The following is an 8,866-nucleotide window of genomic DNA, read 5'->3' on the forward strand; positions in this document are numbered from 1 at the left end:
GGGATACAGGGATACAGGGATACAGGGATACAGGGATACAGGGATACAGGGATACAGGGATACAGGGATACAGGGATACAGGGATACAGGGATACAGGGAAGAATAAAAAACCCCGACTAAAAAGCCAGGGTTTTCTGAAAATCAGACTTAAATCAACAAAGAACCAGCAAACTCTTACAGGCGTTCAACTTCAGCCTGCTCACTGATTGCTACACGGAATTGCTGCAAATCAGCTCTCATATGGCCCAGCTCTATCGCCTGACGATAGAAAGCCATCATCTCCTCGTTAACCTCTGGCTGATTTACAGTCTTGATACTCAACAGATACACCCGATCAGAACCGATAGCCTGAGCAGACTCACCCTCTTTAAGAGTAAAAGCTTTCTGTACCAACTCGCGAGGAAGAGACTGCTCAGCACGGGAAATACCCTCTACAGCAACCACTTCAAATCCAGACGTTTCAGCCACTGTATCAATGGGCTCACCCGCCAGTAAATCAACCAACAGCGTATCCGCTTGCTTAGACATATTAGCCAGCTGTTTCTCTGCTACCAGCCTCTTACGAATATCATCAGAGACATCAGCAAGGGGCTGTACAGTTGCTTCGCGAACTTCTTTTACACGAGCCACCAGAGCATTCTCAGAATCAATTTCAATCAGGTCACTATTCTGACCATCCAGCTTCAGCTCATCTGAAAATGCAGCTCTGATCACTTTAGGACTTGAAAGAATAGTACCTTCACCGCCCTGAGCAGAAAAGAACTCGCTGTCCTGAACCTTAAGCTTCAGCTCATCAGCCACACTTGCCAGGTCATCAGCAGCAAATGCTGCATTCGCCAACTCTTCACTCAGGCTGACAAATACTTTCTGAGCTTCACGCAGCTCAAGAGCTTCGGTCAGCTCAGCTTTTTTCACATCAAAACTATCGACCTCAGCCTGCTCTTTCTTATCCAGGCGAATCAGATGCACACCGAACTCAGTGATAACCGGATCGGAAACCTGTCCTGACTCCAATGCAAAGAGCGCACTTTCAAAGTCAGCATCAAAAGTTCCCTGCTCCACCAGACCCAATTCACCACCCTGAGCGGAAGAACCTATATCTTCAGATAGTTCTTTTGCCAGATCAGCAAAACTTTCTCCGGCATCAATACGTGCCTTTGCTTCCGACAACAGCTTCAGGGCCTCTTCTTCAGAACGCTCCTCTGTTTCCAGCAAGATATGAGAAGCATAATGAGCCTGTTGCTTCTCCGCCTTCATACGATAGGCCTCATAAGCACCTGCCAGTTCAGCTTCAGAAACCTGAACATCTGACATCAATTCTGACAGGCTTAACGAAATATAACTCAGCTGCACCATTTCAGGCACAGCAAATGCAGCTTCATTTGCCTTGTAATAATTACTAACTTCATCGTCTGAAACAGCAACATCGGCACCTGCTGCCTCAATTGTGAAATACTCAATATCACGAGTCTGGCTATCCAGGCGCAGCACATTATCAATATATTTCTGAGTAGTAAAACCACTCAGACTAATACCAGACTGCAGCTGATTAATCAGCACATCCTTTTTCAGCTCCTGACGAAACTGCAAAGGCTGAAGACCCACGTTTCTCAGCATGGCATTAAACTGATCCTGACTAAATTGACCATCGGCCCCTCTGAATTCCGGAGTATCCAGAATCAAACGATCGATCTGAAGATCACTAACAGCCAGCTTACCATTCTGTGCAGCCTGCAACGCAGCTTCACGATCAATAAGGGTCTGCAGAGCACTCTGACGAATCAGATTCTCATTCAACGCTGACGGATCAGCATCCGGCCCCATTTGAGACAACACCTGACGAACCTGACGCTGCGCAGCAACTTCCAGTTCATAACGACTGATCTTTTCGCCGTTTACTGTTGCTACCTCATCACCGCTGTTAGTAAATGCCCCGACAATGGCATCAACACCAAACAGAGCGAAAGTGATCACAATAAATCCTACGATAACTTTAACAATCCAGCTGGATGAGTTATCCCTGATACTCTGAAGCATTTAACAATCTCTTAAGTCTTTTAGAAATCCGAATTACATCGATTATAACTGGCCCGGGAGCAATACTGAACGGCAAGATACAGAAAATGACAGATCAACAGGCATAAAAAAAGCACGTCTGACGACGTGCTTTTCATCTGGCGGACCGGACGGGACTCGAACCCGCGACCCCCGGCGTGACAGGCCGGTATTCTAACCAACTGAACTACCGGTCCTGAAATCGGCTGACTAATCTTTAATCGATCAGTTTACTGCGTCTTTCAGAGCCTTGCCCGGCTTAAATGTAGGTACTTTAGCCGCTTTAATTTCAATAGGCTGACCCGTCTGAGGGTTACGTCCTGTACGTGCTGCACGCTCTTTTACAGAGAAAGTACCAAAGCCAACCAATACTACTGAGTCACCTTTCTGTAAAGACTCAGATACAGTTTCAATCATTGCGTCTAACGCACGACCTGCCGCAGCTTTTGGAATATCAGCAGACGCAGCAATCGCATCAATCAGTTCAGACTTATTCACTCTTCACCCCTTAACAATATGGCCATTTACACCGGCCAGAAACAAATGCGTACATCATTGGTGGCTTACGCAAAAACAAGGCGCAATTTATACCAATAGAGCTTTTCAGCGTCAAGTAATCAATATCAATGAGTACTCGCGTTGGATGTTTCTTCCTGAGATGCTGCAGGCTCATCCTTCGGTATCGCTTCAACATAAGGTGTCGGAGCGTGAGCAAGAGCGATTTCCAGAACCTCATCAATCCATTTTACAGGACGGATATCCAGCTCAGCCTTGATTGATTCAGGCACCTCTTTAAGGTCTTTGCGGTTTTCTTCCGGAATCACGACGGTTTTTATACCACCACGACGAGCCGCCAGCAATTTTTCTTTCAGGCCACCAATAGCCAGCACCTGACCACGCAGTGTAATCTCACCCGTCATCGCAACCGTACTTTTTACCGGAATACCTGACAGCACAGAGATCATAGCGGTGCACATGCCAATACCCGCACTTGGGCCATCTTTGGGTGTAGCCCCTTCAGGCACGTGAATATGAATATCTTTCTTCTCGTAGAAGTCAGGTGCAATACCCCAACCTTCTGCGCGACTGCGAACAACCGTCATAGCCGCCTGAATAGACTCCTTCATGACATCGCCCAGAGACCCGGTTGGTGTCATACGTCCTTTACCCGGCACTGCTGCTGCTTCAAGATTAAGCAACTCACCGCCCACTGAAGTCCATGCAAGCCCGGTTACACGACCTATCTGATCTTCTTCATCAGCCAGACCATAGGAGAACTTCCTCACACCACAGTATTCTTCTATTTTTTCCTGAGTCAGATAGATAGGCTCTTTAAAGCCCTCTGCGCCTCTGTGAATAATCTCACGAACCGCCTTACGGCAAACTTTTGCAATCTCACGCTCCAACCCACGCACACCTGCTTCCCGGGTGTAATAACGAATCAGCTCAAGAATCGCCTCTTTATCAAAGCTTAGCTCTTTCTCGGATAAGCCATTCTGCTCAAACTGCTTTTTAACCAGATAACGCTCAGCAATAGACAGCTTTTCGTCTTCTGTATAACCCGGAATCCGAATCACTTCCATACGATCCAGCAAAGGGCCGGGGATATTCATGGAGTTAGATGTACAGACAAACATCACATCAGACAGATCATAATCCACTTCCAGATAATGATCACTGAACTTACTGTTCTGCTCAGGATCCAAAACCTCGAGCAAAGCGGACGCCGGATCACCACGATGATCCATGCCCATCTTATCAATCTCATCCAGCAGGAATAACGGATTCTTCACACCGGATTTAGACATGCGCTGCAGCAGCTTACCCGGCATAGAGCCAATATAGGTCCGACGGTGACCACGAATCTCAGACTCATCCCTGACACCACCCAGCGCCATACGCACATACTTACGATTGGTAGCGCGAGCAATAGACTGCCCCAGTGATGTTTTACCAACACCCGGAGGACCTACCAGACAGAGTACAGGCCCCTTAACTTTTTTAACTCGCTTCTGAACCGCCAGATAGTCAAGAATTCTTTCTTTAACTTCTTCCAGTCCATAATGATCTGTATTGAGAATATCTTCTGCTTTCTCAATATTATGAGAGACTTTAGAGCGCTTTTTCCATGGCAGGCTAACCATCCAGTCAATGTAGCTACGAACCACAGTCGCTTCAGCAGACATAGCTGACATCATCTTCAGCTTTTTCAGCTCGCCTTCGGCCTTATCTTTTGCCTCTTTTGGCATTCCGGCCTGCTCGATTTTTTCTCCCAGCTCATCAATCTCAGATGCACCGTTATCCAGCTCTCCCATCTCCTTCTGGATCGCTTTCATCTGCTCATTAAGATAATACTCGCGCTGGTTTTTCTCCATCTGCTGCTTAACACGACCACGCACCCTTTTTTCAACTTCGAGCAGATCAATTTCTGTCTCGATATAGGTCATGATCTGTTCAATACGCTCTCTGACATTATCCAGCTCAAGTAGCTTCTGCTTCTCAGAAACATTCAGAGACAGATGAGCCGACATAGTATCAACCAGCCGCCCGGGATCAGAAATATTTTTCAGAGAATTCAGCACCTCTGCAGGCACTTTCTTAGAAAGCTTTACGTACTGCTCAAACTGATTCATCAGCACGTGTACCAGACTCTCTGCTTCTCTTTCTGACAGCTCTGCTGCAGGCTGATGCAGTACATCAGCAATCAGATAATCATCACTACCATCCAGACGAACCAGCTCAGCTCTTTCATCTCCTTCAATCAGCACTTTGACCGTACCATCAGGCAACTTCAGCAATTGCAATACCGATGCAACCGTGCCAATCGAATACAGATCATCAATAACCGGATCATCAGTACCAGCATCTTTTTGCGCAGCCAGAAAGACTTTCTTTCCATCAGCCATAGCTGCTTCAAGCGCACTGATGGAACGCTCACGACCGACAAACAATGGCAGGACCATCTGAGGAAATACCACAACATCGCGCAGTGGTAATAAGGGATATGTTTTTAAATCTACGGTGTCTTTTACCTGTTTCTGCTCCATAGCAGAACCACCTCTAAACCTGGGCTGCGCTGGCCAATCCAGCACATAAAATCGTTATCTTTCTACCTTGGGGCAAATTACTTATTTGCAAGCCTTTGTAATTACATATTTTTTTCAATGCAAAAAAGGCACAAAAAAAGGGGCCTGTCGGCCCCTTTCCAAATCGAGAACTTATCCCTGGTCGCCAGATGCCAGATCAGCCTGATCATTTGAATAGATTAGCAGAGGTTCAGACTCTCCACTGATCACATTCTCGTCAACAACAACCTTGCTGATACTGTCTTCTGAAGGAATATCATACATTGTAGGCAGAAGCACTGACTCCATTATAGAGCGCAGCCCTCTTGCACCGGTTTTACGATCCATTGCCTTACGGGCAACCGCCTGTAAAGCTTCGTCACGGAACTCCAGTTCAACATCTTCCATCTCAAACAGTTTTGCATACTGTTTAGTCAGAGCATTCTTAGGCTCCTTCAGAATACGAACCAGAGCCTCTTCATCAAGCTCTTTCAGCGTAGCAACCACAGGCAAACGCCCGACAAACTCAGGAATCAGGCCAAACTTAACCAGATCTTCCGGCTCCACTTCCTGCAACATTTCACCCAGTGAATCTTCACTTTCCTTGCTCTTAACTTCTGCAGAAAAGCCGATACCACCTTTAGAAGAGCGATCCTGAATAACTTTTTCAAGACCAGCAAACGCACCACCACAAATGAACAGAATATTTGAGGTATCAACCTGCAAAAACTCCTGCTGAGGATGCTTGCGCCCACCCTGCGGAGGAACAGATGCAACCGTTCCTTCAATCAGCTTCAACAATGCCTGCTGCACACCCTCCCCGGATACATCACGGGTAATTGAAGGGTTATCAGATTTACGCGATATCTTGTCAATTTCATCGATATAAACAATACCGCGCTGAGCCTTATCTACGTCATAATCACATTTCTGCAGCAGCTTCTGAATGATATTTTCAACATCTTCACCCACATAACCTGCTTCAGTCAGCGTGGTTGCATCAGCAATAGTAAAAGGCACATTCAGCAGACGAGCCAGAGTCTCAGCTAACAGAGTCTTACCACTACCTGTCGGACCTATCAGCAAAATATTACTTTTGCCCAGTTCTACATCATTTTTCTTTGATGTACCGTGTCTCAGACGCTTGTAATGGTTATACACCGCCACAGCCAGCGTCATCTTCGCTTTTGCCTGACCAATAACATACTCGTCCAGGGTTTCGCGAATCTCTTTTGGAACTGGCAGACGATCAGTTTCCGTTTCTGTTTTACTTTCAGCTATTTCTTCTGTGATGATATCATTGCATAAATCAACACATTCATCGCATATATAAACAGAAGGACCGGCAATCAGCTTGCGAACTTCATTCTGGTTCTTACCACAGAAAGAGCAGTAAAGCAGCTTACCACCATCATTGCCTGAATCATTTTGATGGCCCATTCGTTACCTCAGTCTACTCGCAGTAGCTCTCACTACCTGTACATTTCAGAGCTGATCAGCCCTGTACTCGCTGATTGAGAACCTTATCAATCAGACCATATTCTACCGCCGTATCACCATCCATAAAGTTATCACGGTCAGTATCCCGTGCAATCTCTTCAATGGGCTTGCCTGTATGGTGAGACAACACTTTATTCAGCTTCTCGCGAATCGTCAGAATTTCACGAGTATGAATTTCAATATCACTAGCCTGCCCCTGAAAACCACCCAGCGGCTGGTGAATCATCATACGGGAGTGAGGCAAACAGTAGCGCTTACCGGCCGCACCGCCAGATAAAAGCAGAGCTCCCATACTTGCCGCCTGACCAATACACATAGTACTGACATCAGGTTTAATAAACTGCATAGTATCATAAATAGACATACCTGCAGTAACAGAGCCGCCCGGAGAATTAATGTACAGATGAATGTCTTTATCCGGGTTTTCTGACTCCAGAAACAGCAACTGAGCCACTACCAGGTTAGCCATATGGTCTTCAACAGGACCGACCAGGAAGATAACCCTTTCCTTCAGCAAGCGGGAGTAAATATCGTAAGCCCGTTCACCTCTTGAGGACTGTTCCACAACCATGGGAACCAGACCGGAGTTCATAATCTCGTATGGATTGCTCATATGCGTATTCCCTTTTCTTATAAACCTGACCTCATAATAGAGGCCAGGCCATACTGACGTCAAAGCGATGTCAATTATTCAGCTACTTCTTCCTCAGCTGCTTCAGCCTTTTCTACAGGCTTAATTGCATCGTCATAAGACATCTCAACTTCGTTAACGCTTGCTTCAGCCAGCAGAGCATCAACCACTTTTTCTTCCAGCACTGCCGATTCAAGCTGCTGACGCATCTGATCATTACCCATGTAATAATCAACAACTTCCTGAGGATCCTGATAAGACTCAGCCAGCTTCTCTACATATGCTCTCAGGTCATCATCTTCTGCCTTGATTTCTTTCGACTCAACAACAGAAGCCATAACCAGACCCAGCTTAACACGCTTCTCTGCCTGATCCTGGAACAATTCAGCGGGCAGAGCAGAAGCATCAAAATCCGCAGGGCCACCAAATTGCTGAACAGCTTGCTGACGCAGTGCATTGATTTCATTATCAATCAGAGCTTTAGGGATATCAAACTGATTTGCAGCAATCAGAGCATCAACAACCTGCTCTTTTACTTTACCCTTGATTGTCTGCTCAAGCTCACGCTCCATGTTTTTCTTAACATCAGCACGGAAAGCTTCCAGACCACCCTCTTCAACACCATACAGCTTAAAGAAGTCTTCATCCAGCTCTGGCAGTTGCTGCTCAGAAACAGAATTCACCTTAACTTTAAATACTGCATCCTTACCTTTCAGCTGCTCTGCCTGGTAATCTTCGGGGAAAGTGACGCTAACGTCCTTATCTTCACCTGCAGAAGTACCTACCAGCTGCGCTTCAAAGCCCGGAATAAAGGTACCAGAATTCAGACCCAGATCATGACCTTCGGCTTTACCGCCTTCAAAAGCTTCACCATCAATAAAACCTTCAAAGTCAATATTTACACGGTCTTCTTCAGTAGCGGCACGTTCTACCTCAACCCATTTAGCCTGCTGCTGACGCAGAACCTCTGTCATTTTATCCAGATCTTCATCAGATACAGAAGCCACTGGCTTTTCTACAGCCAGATCAGTCAAAGGAGCAACTTCTACCTCAGGATAAACCTCCAGAGTTGCAGTAAACTCCAGATCCTTACCGGCTTCGTTTACATTAGCTTCAATCTCCGGGTAGCCAGCCGGATTCAGTTTTTCCTGAGTAATCGCTTCTACGTACTGGGTACGCATAACTTCAGAAACAACTTCTGCGCGCACTTCAGCACCAAACTGACGACGCACAAAGCTCATTGGCACCTTGCCACGACGGAAGCCGTTGATACGCGCGCTTTTTGCAGTCTGTACCAGACGCTCGTCAACTGCGTTATCAATTTGCGCTGCTGGCACCTGAATTGTGACGCGACGCTCAAGACCAGAAGTCGTTTCAACGGAAACTTGCATGAAAAATCCTCGCAATACTTTTAATGCTTCTTTTTAAAGCTGAAAGAATAGGATTTTAAGAGCTGACAAGCCTGCAAGCAAGCAGTTATCTCACTTTCAGCTCATAGAAAAACCCTGCTAAATCAAATAAACGACAGAATTATTCTTATATTCCAACCGAACACTGAAACAGAGATAAAAAGAAGGAAAAACAAAGAGATGGTCGGGATAGAGGGATTCGAAC

Annotated in this window: 6 protein-coding genes and 2 tRNA genes (1 of these 8 only partly in view); all 8 read right to left on the reverse strand. The window is 46.1% G+C overall.

Going from position 1 to position 8,866, the window contains the following annotated elements; genetic code table 11:
- Positions 1 to 175: 175 nt before the first annotated feature.
- Positions 176 to 2,038, reverse strand: a complete 1,863-nt coding sequence (locus tag H4O21_RS04965) for a SurA N-terminal domain-containing protein (protein WP_182807746.1) — start codon at positions 2,036 to 2,038, stop codon at positions 176 to 178.
- 138 nt (positions 2,039 to 2,176) lie between these two features.
- Positions 2,177 to 2,253, reverse strand: a tRNA-Asp gene (locus tag H4O21_RS04970).
- A 28-nt stretch (positions 2,254 to 2,281) separates the two neighbouring features.
- Complete coding sequence (gene hbs, locus H4O21_RS04975) at positions 2,282 to 2,554, reverse strand: non-specific DNA-binding protein Hbs (protein ID WP_028300071.1); 273 nt, start codon at positions 2,552 to 2,554, stop codon at positions 2,282 to 2,284.
- Positions 2,555 to 2,679: 125 nt separating this feature from the next.
- On the reverse strand, positions 2,680 to 5,103 hold the full coding sequence (gene lon, locus H4O21_RS04980; protein ID WP_182807747.1) for an endopeptidase La: 2,424 nt from the start codon (positions 5,101 to 5,103) through the stop codon (positions 2,680 to 2,682).
- A gap of 171 nt (positions 5,104 to 5,274) precedes the next feature.
- Positions 5,275 to 6,561: an ATP-dependent Clp protease ATP-binding subunit ClpX gene (gene clpX, locus H4O21_RS04985; protein WP_182807748.1), complete on the reverse strand. Its 1,287-nt coding sequence runs from the start codon at positions 6,559 to 6,561 to the stop codon at positions 5,275 to 5,277.
- A 55-nt stretch (positions 6,562 to 6,616) separates the two neighbouring features.
- Positions 6,617 to 7,234 (reverse strand): ATP-dependent Clp endopeptidase proteolytic subunit ClpP, encoded by a 618-nt coding sequence (gene clpP / locus H4O21_RS04990; protein WP_182807749.1) that lies wholly within the window; start codon positions 7,232 to 7,234, stop codon positions 6,617 to 6,619.
- Between the two features lie 74 nt (positions 7,235 to 7,308).
- Positions 7,309 to 8,643: a trigger factor gene (gene tig / locus H4O21_RS04995; protein WP_182807750.1), complete on the reverse strand. Its 1,335-nt coding sequence runs from the start codon at positions 8,641 to 8,643 to the stop codon at positions 7,309 to 7,311.
- A 199-nt stretch (positions 8,644 to 8,842) separates the two neighbouring features.
- A tRNA-Pro gene (locus H4O21_RS25425) sits at positions 8,843 to 8,866 on the reverse strand (it continues 153 nt past the right edge of the window).

The sequence above is a fragment of the Oceanospirillum sediminis genome (genome assembly GCF_014164585.1).
GTDB classification, from domain to species: Bacteria; Pseudomonadota; Gammaproteobacteria; order Pseudomonadales; family Halomonadaceae; genus Oceanospirillum; species Oceanospirillum sediminis.